Annotated in this window: 8 protein-coding genes and 1 riboswitch; all 8 genes read right to left on the bottom strand. The window is 41.2% G+C overall.

The genetic code is table 11. The features are described 5' to 3' along the window. Positions 1-122 precede the first annotated feature (122 nt). Positions 123-4706 carry a glutamate synthase large subunit gene (gene gltB, locus HMPREF9200_RS00665; RefSeq protein WP_038144380.1) on the bottom strand — a complete coding sequence of 1528 codons (4584 nt, stop codon included), beginning with the start codon at positions 4704-4706 and terminating at the stop codon, positions 123-125. A 419-nt stretch (positions 4707-5125) separates the two neighbouring features. Next, positions 5126-6145, bottom strand: coding sequence for a branched-chain amino acid aminotransferase (locus tag HMPREF9200_RS00660; protein ID WP_009352867.1), 1020 nt, complete (start codon positions 6143-6145; stop codon positions 5126-5128). 304 nt (positions 6146-6449) lie between these two features. Beyond that, positions 6450-7892, bottom strand: a complete 1443-nt coding sequence (locus HMPREF9200_RS00655; protein WP_009352988.1) for a [FeFe] hydrogenase, group A — start codon at positions 7890-7892, stop codon at positions 6450-6452. Between the two features lie 315 nt (positions 7893-8207). Next, positions 8208-9392: a methylmalonyl Co-A mutase-associated GTPase MeaB gene (gene meaB, locus HMPREF9200_RS00650; protein WP_009352979.1), complete on the bottom strand. Its 1185-nt coding sequence runs from the start codon at positions 9390-9392 to the stop codon at positions 8208-8210. 127 nt (positions 9393-9519) lie between these two features. Continuing rightward, complete coding sequence (scpA, locus tag HMPREF9200_RS00645) at positions 9520-11703, bottom strand: methylmalonyl-CoA mutase (RefSeq protein ID WP_009352889.1); 2184 nt, start codon at positions 11701-11703, stop codon at positions 9520-9522. After that, positions 11704-13878 (bottom strand): methylmalonyl-CoA mutase family protein, encoded by a 2175-nt coding sequence (locus tag HMPREF9200_RS00640; RefSeq protein WP_009352986.1) that lies wholly within the window; start codon positions 13876-13878, stop codon positions 11704-11706. 309 nt (positions 13879-14187) lie between these two features. After that, a riboswitch (cobalamin riboswitch) is annotated at positions 14188-14364 on the bottom strand. A 275-nt stretch (positions 14365-14639) separates the two neighbouring features. Beyond that, entirely contained in the window at positions 14640-15575 is a 936-nt protein-coding gene (locus tag HMPREF9200_RS00635; protein WP_009352929.1) for a LysR family transcriptional regulator, read from the bottom strand. A gap of 257 nt (positions 15576-15832) precedes the next feature. Further along, positions 15833-17194 carry a C4-dicarboxylate transporter DcuC gene (dcuC, locus tag HMPREF9200_RS00630; protein ID WP_009352810.1) on the bottom strand — a complete coding sequence of 454 codons (1362 nt, stop codon included), beginning with the start codon at positions 17192-17194 and terminating at the stop codon, positions 15833-15835. Positions 17195-17216: the final 22 nt, after the last annotated feature.

Raw genomic sequence — 17216 nt, 5'->3', positions numbered from 1 at the left:
TATCAGAGTATAAATAGAGAGGAAAGTTGATGCATTTTGCTCAACTTTCCTCTTTTTTACACAACGATTCAGTTTATGGATAGAGTTCCCCCTAGATATATCGGTTACCTAAGATCTACCCTCTATTTTCCACTCATATATTTTGCTTTAAATGCTGCTAATTGTGCTTCTTCTAATGCCATGCCTTCCTCTTGGAAGTGAGCGATACTTTGCTCCATTTCTTCGTAAGCTGTTGGCACGATTTTCGTAAAGCGATCTTTGTACAATACCCAGTTTTCTAACATATGTCGACCTTGTTTAGAGTTTGTATGCAATACATGTTGTCGTATTAGCTCATGAATCCGTGCTAAATCACTTTCACTAGTTTTACGAAGTTCCACAAGTCCTGTATTACAGTAGCGTCCATCTAAATCAAGGACGTACGCATAACCACCGGACATGCCAGCCCCAAAGTTACGGCCCACACGGCCAAGGACAAGGACCTCACCACCAGTCATGTATTCGCAACCGTGGTCACCTACACCTTCTACAACGGCGGTAATACCGCTGTTACGAACGCAGAACCGTTCCCCAGCCACACCGTTGATATAGGCAGTACCAGAAGTAGCCCCATAGAATGCCACGTTACCGATTAAGATGTTTTCATGCGCCTCATAGGTAGCAGCTTTTGGTGGGTACGCAATGATAGTACCACCAGACAAGCCTTTGCCAAGATAGTCGTTGGCATCACCTTCAAGTTCCAATGTCATACCATTCGGAATGAAAGCGCCGAAGCTTTGACCTGCAGAACCAACGAAATTCAATTTGATAGTATTCTCTGGCAAGCCCGTTTCACCGTAACGACGAACCACCTCGCCACCAACTAAGGTACCTACTACACGATTCACATTGCTGATAGCCAATTTGGCACGAATTGGTTTTTGATCATCCAAGGCAGGACGGCACATACGAAGTAATTTTTTCATATCCAAGGTGCGTTCCAATTCATGGTCTTGGTCGATGCTGTGTAAATGTCCCACAGACGCATCTGTATATGGTTTGAACAAGATTCGTTTCAAGTCCACACGAGACAATTTGAAATTATCGTCCTGTGAGCGTTGGCGTACTAAGTCAATACGACCTACTAACTCACGAACACTGCGGATACCTAAACGAGCCATGATTTCACGCAATTCTTGGGCGATAAACTTCATTAAGTTTTCCACATATTCTGGTTTACCTGTAAACTTAGCACGCAATTTCTCATCTTGTGTGGCCACACCATACGGACATGTATTCATATGGCAAACCCGTGCCATACGACAGCCCACTGCCACTAATGGCAAGGTACCAAATCCGAATAATTCTGCTCCCAACAAGGCTGCGATCGCCACATCATAACCAGTCATCAGTTTACTGTCCACTTCCAGCTGTACACGGTCACGCAAACGGTTCAACATCAAGGTTTGATGCGTTTCTGAAAGGCCCAATTCCCATGGCACACCTGCATGTTTTACAGATGTACGACCTGCTGCGCCAGTACCACCATCGTAGCCGGAGATGAGGATGCTGTCTGCTTTCGCTTTGGCTACCCCTGCGGCAATGGTACCTACCCCAGCTTCTGAGGTCAATTTTACGGAAATCGCTGCACTTGGATTGACGCATTTCAAGTCGTAAATCAACTCTGCCAAGTCTTCGATGGAGTAAATATCGTGATGTGGTGGCGGAGATACCAGTTCTACACCTGGTGTGGAGTGACGAGCTTTGGCAATCTCTGGATATACCTTTTTACCCGGTAATTGACCGCCCTCACCTGGTTTCGCTCCTTGGGCACATTTGATTTGTAATTCTTTCGCATGTACCAAGTAATTCGTTGTTACCCCAAAGCGACCTGATGCAATTTGTTTTACTTCACTATTGCGATTATCTCTATTGGCATCGAGAACAAAGCGACTTGTATCTTCGCCGCCTTCCCCAGAGTTCGATGTAGATCCTAAACGGTTCATAGCGATGGCAATAGTTTCGTGGGCCTCTTTACTGATAGCACCGTAACTCATAGCGCCAGCTTTAAAGCGTTTCACAATGTCTTCCACTGGTTCTACTTCTTCCACAGGAATACCGCCACCTACAGGGAAGTTCAATTCCATCAAGCTCCGTAAGGTCACATGGTAATCATTTCGAATCATTTTGGAATATTCTTTGTATCTATTGTAATCCCCTTCGATTAAGGATGTTTGTAATAACTTAATCGTATCTGGATTGAATAAATGCTCTTCCCCATCTTTCATAGGTCCGTACCAACCACCTGGTTCAAGGACTTTCACATCTTCTTTGAAAGCCCGTTGGAATCGTTCCAATGTTTCATGAGCTACGCCACCTAAGCCGATACCACCAATGCGTGTCGGTGTGTTCGGGAAGTAGGTACTAATAAAGTTCGTATTCAATCCCAATGCCTCAAAGATTTGTGCCCCATGGTAGCTACGTACAGTGGAAATACCCATTTTCGACATCACTTTCATAATGCCCGACACAGAGGCCTTGATGTAGTTTGCTTCTGCTTCCTCTGGTGTAAGGTCTCCCAATCGGTTGGTGGCTTGTAAGTCACGTACTGTTGCTAATGCCACATATGGATTGATGGCCGTTACGCCATAGCCTAAGAGTGTACAGAAATGATGCACTTCACGAGGTTCCCCAGATTCTAAGATTAAGCCCATTTCCGTGCGTAATACAGTGTTAATTAAATGATTGTGCACCGCTGCCACTGCCAATAAAGCTGGAATCGGCGCATGGTGTTCGTCCACGCCACGGTCAGACAAGATCAACACATTTTGGTCTGTGCGAGCTGCTTCCTCTGCATCCTTGCACAAACGGTCTAAGGCTTCTTTCATACCCTCAGCACCTTTGGCTGGGTCAAACAAGATGGACAAGGTCACGGATTTCATGCGACGGCAGTCCAATTGTTTAATACTTGCCAATTCTTGATTCGTCATGATAGGTGTCCGCATGGATACTGCATAGGTGCCCACTTTGTTAGGGTCCGTCAAGTTACCGCTATTTCCGAGCATCACTCGTGTGGATGTCACCATTTCTTCGCGGATAGCATCGATTGGGGGATTTGTCACCTGTGCAAAAAGCTGTTTAAAATAGGAGTATAACATTTGTGGTTTGTCCGACAAGATTGCTAGCGGCGCATCAGCCCCCATAGATCCTACAGGATCTTTCCCATCTTTTGCCATAGGGATAATCATGCGTACCAAATCTTCTTGGGTATAGCCGAATACTTGTTGTTGCATGAACAAGTCCCCTACCTCAGGGATACTCTCTTCCGTAGCTTGTTGAATCTCCGACAAGTGGATCACATGTTCTTTCACCCACTCATTGTAAGGAAGTTCTGTAGCCACACGGTGTTTGATTTCTTCATCAGAAATGATGCGACCTTCTTCTGTGTCGATTAATAGCATTTTACCTGGTTCTAAACGGCCTTTGGCACGAATCATATCATCTGCTTCATTTACAACGCCCACTTCGGATGCCATAATCACACGGTCATCTGCTGTCACATAGTAACGAGCTGGACGCAAGCCATTTCTGTCTAAGACACCACCGATCACAGTCCCATCAGTAAAGCCCATTGCCGCTGGACCATCCCATGGTTCCATCATGAAACTATTAAATTCATAGAAGTCGTGTTTTTCTTGGCTCATCAAGGTATTGCGTTCCCATGGTTCTGGAATCATCATCATAATCGCATGAGGTAAGCTACGGCCTGTCATATGCAAGAACTCAAGAGTATTGTCGAACATGGCAGAGTCAGATCCTGTATCATCAACAACAGGGAACACTTTTTTAATATCTGGGAACAATGGCGACTCTGCTTTTCCTTCACGAGCATTGATCCAGTTCACATTACCACGAATGGTGTTGATTTCCCCATTATGTACTAAATAACGGTTAGGATGGGCCCGTGCCCAACTTGGAAATGTATTCGTACTGAAACGAGAATGAACCATCGCCAAGGCAGAGGTGAAATCTAAATCGTTCAAATCTAGGTAAAAGTTTCGTAATTGCACTGGTGTCAACATACCTTTGTAGACGATCGTTTTAGAAGACAAAGAGGCAATGTAGAAATCGCTACTCATTTCTTTGCTCAATGGGACGATGCGTTTTTCTGCAATTTTACGAATCATATATAATTTGCGTTCAAACTCCGCTTGGTTTGTCACATCTTGACCTTTACCGATAAGAATTTGGATCATCCAAGGACGAATTAATGCCGCCTCATGACCAACTGCTGTAGAGTCTACCGGAACTTCCCGCCAGCCCAATACAATTTGACCTTCTTCACGAACTACTTCTTCTAAGATTTGCTTTTGCTCATTCCGTAATGTTTCATACTTATGAGCAAAGACCATACCCACCCCGTAGTCACCAGCAGGTGGTAAATGGATACCTAACACTTCGCACTCACGGCGGAAAAAATCATGTGGAATTTGCACTAAGATGCCCGCTCCATCGCCAGTATCCTTATCGGCGCCAGCACCACCACGGTGCTCCAATCGCTCAAGAATACGCAAGCCGTCGTCGATAATATCATGGGATTTTTTACCTTTAATATTCACCACAAATCCCATGCCGCACGCATCTTTTTCAAATTGGGAACTATACAAACCATTTGCTTCCAAATGTCGCTGCTCCTCATGTTGTTTTGCAATGGTACTCATTTCCATCATAACCCTCTCCTCCTTTAGGCTCTCTATCACTATACTAGCGTACTTAACACTAGGCATACATATACTGAAAGTTCTAATTCACCTATGCTTTTTGACTATACGTATAGCTGTCTAACTATAAACCGGATGAGTATGTACCTTTTTGATCTTTCTTCTGTAAGAATTAGATTCTTATCTTAATACATAACTTCAGTGTATATCAGTTATATATAATAGTTATTATTCTATAGAATATAGAACTGTATATTATACTAGCAAAAATTATTGTATATTTCAATACACATTACTTATGTATACATGTATTCTTAAATTTGGACCATCTCATACTACTTTCATATCTCCCTATATAGGAATATACAAAAACGCATAGCTACCCCAAGGTAACCATGCGTTTACGTCATTGTAAAAGTATTCTATTATACGATGCGAACAATCCAGCCTTCTGGTGCTTCGATTTCACCATGTTGAATGCCAAGTAATGTTTCGCGCAATTTTGTTAATGTTGGTCCCATTTCATCCATGCCGCTTGGGAAGAAGATATCTTCTTCTTTTGTATGCACCATGCCAACAGGAGAAATAACAGCCGCTGTACCGCAAAGACCACATTCAGCAAAGTCTTTCAATTCTTCTTTATACACTTCACGATGTTCTACGGTCATGCCCAAATAATGTTCAGCTACATACATCAAGGAACGACGTGTAATCGATGGAAGAATACTATCGGATTTAGGCGTTACTAATTTGCCATCTTTCGTGATGAAAATAAAGTTCGCTCCACCAGTTTCTTCTACTTTTGTACGAGTTTGTGGATCCAAATACATATTCTCTGCATACCCTGCTTCATGGGCTGCTTCTAGAGCATGCAAGCTCATAGCATAGTTCAAACCCGCTTTAATATGACCTGTACCATGTGGTGCTGCACGGTCAAAATCGGAAATTTGGATTTTTAATGGCTTCACACCGCCTTTGAAATAATCCCCTACTGGAGTACCAAAAATACGGAATTGGAACTCATCTGCCGGTTTAACACCGATAACACTGTTCGTACCCATCAAGAATGGACGAAGATACAAACTACCACCCGTGCTGTATGGAGGAACAAAGTCTTGGTTCGCTTTTACTACTTCTTTCACAGCCTCGATAAAACGATCCGTTGGAAATGGTTGCATCACAAGATATTTTGCAGAATCATGCAAACGCTGTGCATTTAAATCTGGACGGAAACACACAATATGACCATCCTTCGTGTAATACGCTTTCAAACCTTCAAAAATTGTTTGCGCATATTGGAATACACCAGCACATTCATTGAGGACAATATTCGCCTCATCCGTCAAACCGCCTTCATCCCATTGACCATCCTTGAAATTAGACACATAACGGAATGGCGTTTCTTTATAACTAAAATCTAAATTATTCATATCAATCTTTGCCATACTGTCCTCCTACTATTTCATACCTGTGAAAGCCGTGAAAGTATACGTATATCTATCCTTCTAGCCCTTCACATTATATGAATACTCACTGATTTGTATTTTAGATAAAAACTATTATACACCCAACACGGAAAATGTACAAGAGTATATATAGAATAGAAAAGACTCTTACGGGATGATCCCCATAAGAGTCTTTTCGTCTTGCAGTATGTTGTCATCCTTAGATGACTATATAATAACTTCGTTCAGCAGCAAACCAACTTACACATTCGCTGACTCACCGGAGTTGAAGTTACTAACTAAATTATTCCGGCTTTTTAAATTTTGGAGATGTTGGACATGTTTCAGGAGTTACGTCTTTACGAGCCCCTAAGTCACCGCTGCGATCTACATAGGTAGTATGTAACAATTCATGCGCAATGTGTCCTAATGGTTTTTCCAAGAAATTAGCGTATGCATCTTTAATTTCAGGGTTTTCATAGGAAGAACGAAGCTTCATGTTGGAGTCCCAATTATAAAGACCTTCAATACGTTCACCTTTTACTTTATTAGCCACTGGTAATTTAGCACGTGGTTGTCCACCACCGCCGATACAGCCGCCTGGGCATGCCATCATTTCGATGAAATCATATGTTTTACCAGATGCTTTCAATTCGTTCAAGAATTCACGGATGTTTTTACCACCATGACACACAGCCACGTTGATGGTATGTCCACCGATTTCTACGCTTGCTTCTTTCACACCGTCCATACCACGCACATCTGTTAAGTTAAGAAGTGGAGCTGGAGATGGTTCATCACCAGTGATGAATTTGTAGGATGCACGCATCGCTGCTTCCATAACACCACCAGTATTACCGAAGATAACACCGCCACCAGTAGCAGCACCGATGAATTTATCGTATGCAGAGTCTTCTACTGCGGCAAAATCTAATTCTGCTTCACGAATCCATTGTGCAAATTCACGTGTAGTGATACAGATATCTGTATCTGGACCTAAATCTTCACCAGTGTAACGAGACGCATTGTTTTGCTCAGGACGACGAATTTCCGCTTTTTTAGCAGTACAAGGAGCGACAGACACGGATACAATTTTCTTAGGATCAATGTTCATATTTTTTGCAAAATATGTTTTTACCATAGCAGATTCCATAGCAATACAACTACGAGCGGAAGAAATATGGGATACGTATTCTGGGAAGAATGTTTCACAGAATTTTACCCATGCTGGACAACAGCTAGTGAATTGTGGCAATGGACCTGTGCCATGTAATTTACGTTCTAATAGTTCATTTGCTTCTTCCATGATGGTTAAGTCCGCACCAAAGTTAGTATCTACTACATAGTCAGCACCTAACGCACGAAGAGCACCTACCATTTTGCCTTCTTGGTATGTACCAGGCTCAAATCCAAATTCTTCACCGATAGATACACGAACAGCTGGCGCTGTTTGGATAACCACAATTTTCTCTGGATCTGCAATGGCTTCTTTTACTTTATCTAATTCTGTACGTTCGTACATTGCACCAAATGGGCAAATTACCGCACATTGACCACATTGGATACAAATAGGATTATCTCCTGTTGCTTCCAAATCATAGTAATCAAGTACGCTCATAGTGTCAGCACATGCTTTACGACAAAGAGTACAGTTCTTACATTTTTCTAAATCATGAATAATCGCCACATTATCCTCAGCAATAGGGGCACGGCGATCAAGATGTTGGAATCGACTTTCGAAACTCATTATTATGCACCTCACATAGTGTAAACAATACTAGTTATGTATTCATAAACTTTTCACCATATTATAACAAATATTCAGGCTTGTGAAAAGAAAGGCATATGCCATTTATCTTTCTATTCTTTTAAGTTCTAATAAAATTTTACACATCCATATAGAATATACATTTATATTGTTTTTATGTTACTTTTGTCACACATGTAGATTTTTATCAAATATTTTTCATTATGTATCTTTCAAAATTCATATACCCTAAAATCTACTAGGATTTAGCCCTCAGTAGCACAAAACAGGAGAGTTCCCCCTCCTGTTTCTATTTTATTTCAGCTCAAATAATGGGGTATTCTTTGCTTGATCCCCCAAAGCTGTTTGTGTAAATGTATTAATAAATTGTTGCACCGCCAATGTAGGAGTTAAACGCCCCTCAATAACCGCATCTTCAATGCCTCCACGGCAAGATACAATTTCTGGTGCACGATAGAACAAGTTTTGTAAATGTTCTTCTACCATAGAATATACCCACGATAAAGTTTGGTCACGGCGACGTGCTTGTAGCACTCCATTACCTTTACATTGTTCCATGAATTTTTCAATGACACCTTGCCATAACTCCATGATACCATCCCCAGTGTAAGCAGAGCATGTGTAGGCATGGGTTGTCCATTGTTCCGTGGCATCACGAATAAACCATAGAATACGTTCGTATTCTTGGCGTGTCACTTTTGCCCGTTGTAAATTGTCACCATCAGCTTTATTAACCACTATAGCATCGGCTAATTCCATAACACCTTTTTTCATGCCTTGCAATTCATCACCAGCGCCAGTAAGCACTACGAGCAAGAAAAAGTCTACCATGGAACGTACTGTCGTTTCACTTTGTCCGACCCCTACGGTTTCTACTAGGATTGTATCGTACCCTGCCGCTTCACATAACAGCAAGGTTTCTCTACTTTTACGAGTCAACCCGCCCAAAGTGCCACCTGATGGGGATGGGCGAATGAATGCATTCGGCTCCCGTGAAAGTTGTTCCATCCGCGTTTTATCCCCTAGGATAGAACCACCTGTCACTGTACTCGATGGATCCACCGCAAGAACGGCTACTTTATGTCCGTTTTGACACAGTTTTGTACCTAACGCTTCAATCAAGGTAGATTTACCAGCCCCAGGCACCCCTGTAATGCCTACACGGGTGGATTTACCTGTGTACGGTAACAAACGTTGGATGACTTGTTGTGCCATTTCAAAATGAGCTGCTGCATTACTTTCAATGAGGGTTATAGCCCGTGAAAGTATCATACGATTCCCTGCTAACACCCCTTCTACATAGTCATCGACGGTCAATTTTTTCCGCTTCACTACTTTAGGCGCTACCGGCTTTTGTGGTGCATGGGTATGTGCGTCCATTCCATCATGACCACCATCCACTCCACGCATGACACGGCATGCAAATTTATCATCTTTCTCCTCAGGAACCCAAGAAGGCTTATAGGTATCATCACTCATAAGACACCCTCCTTTCACCGATTCGAATATGACAAACACGCAATCAGTAGCCAGCTACAAAGTAGCACGAGGCACTGACTACGTGTCATGTCTTACTTATATGCGAGTATAGAATCGTCTAATTAGATTATTCTTCCTCTTCTAAGCGTTCTTCTAATAATTCGAGAACTTTTTTAGCACATACTGGAATGATGGTACCAGGTCCAAAGATTGCTGCGGCACCATGCTCATAGAGATAATCGTAATCTTGAGCTGGAATAACGCCACCGATAACTACCATAATATCTTCACGGCCTAATTTTTTAAGTTCTTCACATAATTGAGGCATCAGTGTTTTATGACCTGCTGCTAAGGAACTCATACCTACGATATGTACGTCATTATCTACGGCATCTTTCGCTGCTTCTTCTGGAGTTTGGAATAAAGGCCCGATATCTACGTCATAGCCCATATCTGCGAAGGCTGTAGAAATTACCTTAGCTCCGCGGTCATGACCATCTTGACCCATTTTCGCTACGAAAATACGAGGACGGCGACCATGTTTTTCTTCAAATTTTTCAGTCATGCTACGTACTTCTGTGATCACATCGTCATCGCTGAATTCGCTACTGTATACACCAGAAATAGAGCGAATAATCGCTTTATGACGGCCACATACTTTTTCTACCGCATCAGAGATTTCACCTTTAGAGGCACGAGCACGAGCTGCTTCTACGGCTAATTCAAGCAAGTTTCCTTCTCCTGTTTCCATCGCTTTTGTAATCGCATCCAAACAGCTGCGTACTTTGTCATTATCACGATTAGCACGCAATGTTTTCAAGCGTTCGATCTGTGCCAAACGTACAGCTGTATTGTCTACTTCCAAGATATCTAGTGGATCTTCTTTATCAAGGCGTAAGTAGTTAACACCAACGATTTTTTCACTGCCGGAGTCAATGTGAGCTTGGCGACGAGCTGCCGCTTCTTCGATACGCATTTTTGGAAGACCTGTATCAATCGCTTTAGACATACCACCCAAAGCTTCAACTTCTTGGATATGAGCCCATGCTTTACGGATCAATTGGTTAGTCAAGAATTCTACATAGTAAGAACCACCCCATGGGTCAATAACTTTACATACATTCGTTTCATCTTGGATATACAATTGCGTATTACGAGCAATACGAGCGGAGAAGTCTGTAGGCAATGCAATCGCTTCGTCAAGAGCGTTCGTATGCAAGGATTGCGTATGCCCCAAGGCTGCTGCCATCGCTTCGATGCATGTACGAGTGATGTTATTGAATGGATCTTGTTCTGTTAAAGACCAACCAGATGTTTGGGAGTGCGTACGCAATGCCATAGATTTAACATTTTTCGGACCAAAGGATTTAACAATTTTAGCCCATAACATACGGCCTGCACGCATTTTAGCAATTTCCATGAAATAGTTTTTACCCATTGCCCAGAAGAAAGATAAGCGCGGTGCGAATTGGTCAACTGTAAGACCCGCTGCTACACCAGTACGCAAGTATTCTAATCCGTCAGCCAATGTGTAACCTAATTCGATATCCGCTGTAGCACCTGCTTCTTGCATATGGTAACCAGAAATGGAAATACTATTGAATTTAGGCATGTATTTAGATGTGTAGGCAAAGATATCACCAATAATACGCATGGAAGCTGCTGGTGGATAAATGTAAGTATTACGCACCATGAACTCTTTCAAAATATCATTTTGGATCGTACCTGCCATAACAGATTTATCTACGCCTTGCTCTTCACCAGCTAAGATATAGAAGGCCATAACTGGTAATACGGCGCCGTTCATTGTCATAGATACAGACATTTGGTCCAATGGAATACCAGAGAACAAGATTTCCATATCTAGAATAGAATCTACCGCAACGCCGGCTTTACCAACGTCACCGACTACACGAGGGTGGTCAGAGTCATAACCACGGTGAGTAGCCAAGTCGAAGGCGATAGACAAACCTTTTTGGCCTGCCGCTAAGTTACGACGGTAAAAGGCATTGGATTCTTCCGCTGTGGAGAAACCTGCATACTGACGTACTGTCCAAGGACGTTGTACATACATTGTGCCATATGGTCCACGAAGATACGGAGGAATACCCGCTACATATTGTAAATGGTTACATTGATCATAAATGGAGGCATCATACACAGGACCCACATCGATTTGTTCCATAGTACGAATGAAGTTGTCATCATAGGACTTGCCAGTTTCAGCTTGTAATTGCTCTTTCCATGCATCTAAATCGGATGCTTTTGGGCTAGCAGCTGTAAAAGGAATATTTCTAAAATCCGGAATCATCTACATCATTCCTTTCTCGCGTTGCATTGCTAATAATGTTTGATAGCAATTGGAGCGTACACTAATATAATCATCCATGCCTGCTGCATCGCAAAGTTCTTTCAACTCTGGAGATGGAGCCCCTGCCAAGAATACTTTCATAGCTGGGCGAGCGGCTTTGATTGCTTTTGTCACTGCTGGTGCCAATTCTGGGTATGTATCGTCAGTGGAACATACGATTGTCACATCTGCATTCGATGCTAAGGCAGCTGCTACCGCTTCGTCTACAGTTGGGAATCCATCATTTGTAAGCACATCAAATTCAGCTACTTGCATGAAAGAAGTAACGAAATCGGCTCTCGCTTTATGTTGAGGAATTGGACCCATGTTAGCCAAGAAGATTTTAACATTGTCCCCATTATGTGTTTCTTTGAAGTTTTCAGTGCGCATACGCAATTCTTCGTATTGTTCTGTCCAACGATGAGATAGAATTGCTTTCACAGTGATACCTTCACTGCCATCTGCTAAGGCTTCAAAAACTTGTCCAAAGCTAGCGCCCGCTACTAATGCAGTATACGCAGCACTTACCAAAGAACCAATTTCACTAAAGTCGGATTCTTGTAATTTTTTAAGCGCTAATGTAGCTGCATCTGCAGTACCTACATCCGCTAATGCTTGTACACGAGCTTGGCGTAAACCCTCAAAATCTACCACTGGTACTTCTAGTAATTCTTCCGTCATGTTTGGATACATGTTACTACCAACGGCACGATCTTTACGGGTTGCCAAGTTTTTAAAGCGGCTTTGTAAAATAGCATCCACGGCTTCTTGCGTTTCACCAGATACTAATGTTTCTAAGATGCCACCTTTACCTTCTAATTCTTGGAACAATGCCCAAGATTTTTCAGTCAATTCTTGTGTCAATGGTTCTAAGTACCAGCTACCACCGGCAGGGTCAACTGGTTGAATGAAGTTGAACTCTTGTTGCTCCATGATTTGAATATTACGGGCAATACGACGAGAGAATTCATCACTTGGACGAATGCAGCCATCAAGAGGTCGTACAAACATACCATCCATACCACCTACTACTGCGGAGAAGGATTGAGAACCAGCACGTAATAAGTTTACATATGGATCAAATACAGTTTGTGTAAAGTGAGATGTACTTACGAACAAGTTAATTTTCTTCGCTTCTTCATCACCGCCACAATGTTCAATAATTTGAGCCCATACCATTTTTATAGCACGTAGTTTAGCTATTTCCATGAAGAAATTAGCTCCTACACTGACATGGAAACGAATTTGTTTTGCAAATGTCTTCACATCGATACCACGACGTTCCATCTCACGCAAATATGTGACAGCTGTAGACATTGCAAAGCCCAATTCTTGTACGTCATTGCCACCGCCATTATGGTACACATCTGTGTCTACCAACACTGTGCGCAATTGTGGTGCATGTGCAGATGCCCAAGCAATGGTATGTGCCATATCGTCAAAATATTCATCCATAGGGCGTGGTAAATGACCGTCTTGTGCCAAAATACCAATTGGATCTGCCCCAATCATACCGGACAAGGATTTCACATCCACCCCTCGGGATTCGCAAAGTGCATGTAAAGCAGCCGCCCAGCATACGCTACTAGCACCTGTACGAATATCTAATTCTTTTGTAGTTAAGTCCATGCCTTTTAATAAAGCTTCCACTTCTTCTACAGTGGACAAGGATACCCCTACATCAGCCACATCCTTAGCTTCAGCTTTCGTAGCATCTTGTCCTTTCCGTGTAGCACTATCTAGCGTGAAACTGATAGCTGTGCTACCTTTATCTAATTCAAATTGTAACATGTCATGCATGTCAGCAATTGTTTTTCCGTCACAACGTTGTGCAATTGTCCAAGGTGTATGGATATATCCACTAGCTTTCGCTCCCCGTAAATTGCTATCACGACCAGGATATGTCAAGTTTTGAGTCAATCCTTCTTGGTCGCTCAACCAATACATTGGTTGTAAAGTAATTCCTTCGTATGTTTTTGTATACATACTTTTTTGGAAATCTTTCCCTTTCAAGATACCTTCTACCGTCGTTTTCCACTCCTCGTAGGTAGGGATAGAAAACTCATCAAACGATACGTCTGGTAGCTCAAACTGTTCTTCGTGAACTTGTGGTTCATGATGCTTGTCTTGTCCCATAGTCTAGCTTCCTTTCTCTGACCACATAGGCATACGTTCCCTTACTCAAACCACTTTTCTAGTGAGATTTGCCTCATCATAGAGATTCTAATAGCTTATGTAATCGTTGCAGCTCTCATAAAAATAAAATAAACAATTAGAAAATGGGTATACCCTACCCAACCCTATAACTCATCACCCTACCTAGTCTTTTACTGAAAGATATAACTACCATTCATAAAAGAAAAACCGTTTTCGATGGAAAACGGTAGGTTATGATTTAGCGTATGCACTTAGCGCAAAACCATCTCTACCCGTCTCTCGCGGATCTAACGACATGCTTCTTACGGCAGTTCTTCTGACTCAGGATCTTCGCTACGCTTCGCCTTCCCAGTTTCCCAGTGACGTTACATGAAGTTTCGCTCCCCTTTACAGCGGCGGGACCGTGTTGGCTTTTCACCAAGCTTCCCTATTAAGCCTTGCGGCACCAGTAAGGCGAATATAAAGTTATACCTTGATTATAAACTGTTTTCTGAAAGAATAGAACGTCATTTACAGACTATAACAACATTTCACGTTGACATAAACTTCAGTTATCATAAGATATCTTTATTGCATTTTACAAGCTCATCAACACAATAGTTAACAGTTATCTCATAATAGACTGTTATTTTATTACCACAAGTTATTTACCACATAATTAAAATTTATTCTCAATATAAAACAGAGGTACGCCTACAGCAGCATACCTCTGTTCACTTTCTCATATTCTATTAGAAAATTTATTTCTTTTTCCATTCCATTATTTCAAAACCATAGTTGCGAATATGTTCTTTCAATAGTTCCAAATATTTTTTCGCAATCGGACTTGGTTCTAGCATATGTGGCATTAAGTACCCCATAGTCATCGTATCTTCTACATCCAATGGGATAGCGATAATCTTGTCATCGTTTAACTCACGACTCAAAATACCAGAACTAATGGTATATCCATTTAAGCCGACCATTAAGTTAAAAATTGTAGCACGGTCCGATACTTTGATCGTCATTTTTCTGTCTAAAGTACTTAAAATTTCTTCTGAAAAATAGAATGAGTTATCTTCCCCTTGGTCATAACTTAAGTATGGGAAGTCTTCTAATTCTTCTAGTGTAATTTTATCTTGTTTCGCTAATGGATGTTCACGACACAAAAATACATGTGGTTCCGCTTCAAATAATGGATAAAATGTCAATTTATACTCTTTAAATAATTTCTCCATCACTTGACGATTGAAGTTGTTCAAATACAAAATACCTAATTCACTTTTGAAAGTAGCTAAATCTTCAAAAATATTTTGTGTTTCTGTTTCCCGCAAACCAAATTGATATTCATCAGTATCTACACTTTTTATAAGCTCTACGAAAGCATGCACCACAAAGGCATAATGTTGAGCAGAAATAAAGAAATGTTCTTTTCGTTTGGTATTCGATTTATATCGCTCTTCTAATAATTGAATTTGATCTAGAACTTGTCGAGCATAAATCATAAATTCACGTCCATCATGGGTTAAGGTTACCCCTGACTTAGTACGCAACAATAGTTGAACACCCATTTCGTGTTCTAGTTCTTTTACCGCATTGGATAAGCTAGGTTGGGATAAATATAATTCCTTAGCCGCTTCATTAATAGATCCTTTTTCTGCAATTTTTTCTAAATATTGTAATTGTTGTATTCTCATCTGTTTTGGCCTTTTCTATATCTATCATGAAGTACATCTTTTTTTCATTACTTTCATAGGAATGAAAAACCTAACGAGTAAGGTACGAATACTTACACGTTAGGTACTTCATGTTATTAACGATTCCATTATTCACCCTCAGGGGGTAATAGTCTTGTACAACTATAATACATAAAAGACCACTCATCGTCAATATTTAATTTCTATCAAATACTTAGGAATTATAATCAATCCCTATCTTATGCCTCTTTCACTCATTAATGGAAAATTAAAATACAAATCGTAGAGGTAATGAATGTAATCAATACTGGCACTGCAGTTCGTTTTACTAAATCAAAACTAGAAATATTTGCCACACCAGCTACTGCAATCATAACCGCACTAATTGGGCTCAACAAACGTCCAACAGAGGCCGCATTTTGCATACCTAGTAGCATGGTAATCGCATTACCACCTAATTCTTTAGCAAAATTTGGCACTAATGGTGAGAATGCAAACATAGATGCTACACCAGAGCCCATAACAATGCTCAATACTAAGATAATCACAGATACGATAACACCCACCATATCTGCTTGGATAGAGAAGGTTTTAATGAATGCTACAAACTCATTCACAATTCCTAAGGATGTCAAGCCGAATGCAAAGGTTTCCCCTGCTACAATCAATGTTACCGTATTGGTAAATTGGTCCCCCATACCTTTAAAGAAAGTTTGAATAGACGCAGCTACCTTTCGGAAATCACGTAAGCGAATCAATTCAAATATCATGGCGATGAATAAGCTTAGGAACATAGCCAAGTTAACATTCATCTTAATGCCTGCAATACCATATTTACTAAATCCTAACATAAATACAAGTGGTAAGAATGGCAATATTAAATACGCAAGAGGTCCTACTGCTACTTCTTCTTGTGGTTCTGTATGTACAACTTCGGAAGGAACATGACCAGATTTTTTATCCATATATTGTTGCCATATGTAATGCGCAATAGCTGTCACAATACCACAGATAATGTATACTTTCAATTGATAGCCTACGAAGTATTCTTCTACTCCTAAGCCCACTGTTTTAGACACTAATAAGCTTGTGGCAGAGGCTGGTCCAATGTCCAACAAATGGCCAGTAGCTACCGCTGCCGCTGCCCCTACCGGGCTTACGCCTAAACGCACCAAAATAGGGAAGATGGTCACCATCATCAACATAGCTAGACCAGATGCGCTTGGGATTACCAAGGACATGAACATATTTAATAAGAATGTTAAAGATAATACTAAATAAGGAGCTTTCATCGCTTGCAAAGGTTTTATCGCAGTTGTAACCAAGCGAGAGCTAGCACCAATATGATCCATGTATTTAGCAAAGCCAGTACATGTCATAATCATGAGACCCAACCCTGCTGCATCCTTTGCAGTAGTATTATTAATCCACTCAAAAGCATCAAAGAACATCATGCCTGTTCCTTTTTTCGCATCTACAAACTCTGTTGTATAGCCAAGGAAGTACGCCCCTAGCATCATGATTAAGCCACCTAACAACAATACTGTTTGTGCTTTAAACTTTTTAATCACCAATGTACCTGCGCCTAAAATTACAATAGCGCACAACAATAAATTCATAACTACTTCTCCTTTACCTATG

Source organism: Veillonella sp. oral taxon 780 str. F0422, assembly GCF_000221605.1.
Classification (GTDB): domain Bacteria; phylum Bacillota; class Negativicutes; order Veillonellales; family Veillonellaceae; genus F0422.
Note: the sequence above shows the minus strand (reverse complement) of the source record. Positions and strands in the feature narration are given on the sequence as shown.

What these genes read in the sequence shown, in the direction of transcription:
- gltB (WP_038144380.1), bottom strand. Translation starts at nt 4,706, where the DNA reads ATGGAAATGAGTACCATTGCAAAACAACATGAGGAGCAGCGACATTTG.
- HMPREF9200_RS00660 (WP_009352867.1), bottom strand. Translation starts at nt 6,145, where the DNA reads ATGGCAAAGATTGATATGAATAATTTAGATTTTAGTTATAAAGAAACG.
- HMPREF9200_RS00655 (WP_009352988.1), bottom strand. Translation starts at nt 7,892, where the DNA reads ATGAGTTTCGAAAGTCGATTCCAACATCTTGATCGCCGTGCCCCTATT.
- meaB (WP_009352979.1), bottom strand. Translation starts at nt 9,392, where the DNA reads ATGAGTGATGATACCTATAAGCCTTCTTGGGTTCCTGAGGAGAAAGAT.
- scpA (WP_009352889.1), bottom strand. Translation starts at nt 11,703, where the DNA reads ATGATTCCGGATTTTAGAAATATTCCTTTTACAGCTGCTAGCCCAAAA.
- HMPREF9200_RS00640 (WP_009352986.1), bottom strand. Translation starts at nt 13,878, where the DNA reads ATGGGACAAGACAAGCATCATGAACCACAAGTTCACGAAGAACAGTTT.
- HMPREF9200_RS00635 (WP_009352929.1), bottom strand. Translation starts at nt 15,575, where the DNA reads ATGAGAATACAACAATTACAATATTTAGAAAAAATTGCAGAAAAAGGA.
- dcuC (WP_009352810.1), bottom strand. Translation starts at nt 17,194, where the DNA reads ATGAATTTATTGTTGTGCGCTATTGTAATTTTAGGCGCAGGTACATTG.